Consider the following 204-nt stretch of genomic DNA (forward strand, 5'->3'; position numbering starts at 1 on the left):
GCAGCCATCATTCAAAGAGTGCGTAATAGCTCACTAGTCGAGTGGCGCTGCGCCGAAGATTTACCGGGGCTAAGCATAGTACCGAAACTGTGGATGCATCATAGGATGCGTGGTAGGAGAGCGTTCTAACGGCGGAGAAGCATGATCGAGAGGACATGTGGAGCAGTTAGAAGTGAGAATGCCGGTATGAGTAGCGAAAGATAG

1 rRNA gene is annotated in these 204 nt (G+C 51.0%); it reads left to right on the forward strand.

Annotated elements, in window-relative coordinates:
• Positions 1-204: ribosomal RNA gene (locus tag KI210_RS08780) — 23S ribosomal RNA — on the forward strand; the annotation flags it as partial.

This window comes from Lactobacillus corticis (assembly GCF_018327645.1).
GTDB classification, from domain to species: Bacteria; Bacillota; Bacilli; order Lactobacillales; family Lactobacillaceae; genus Lactobacillus; species Lactobacillus corticis.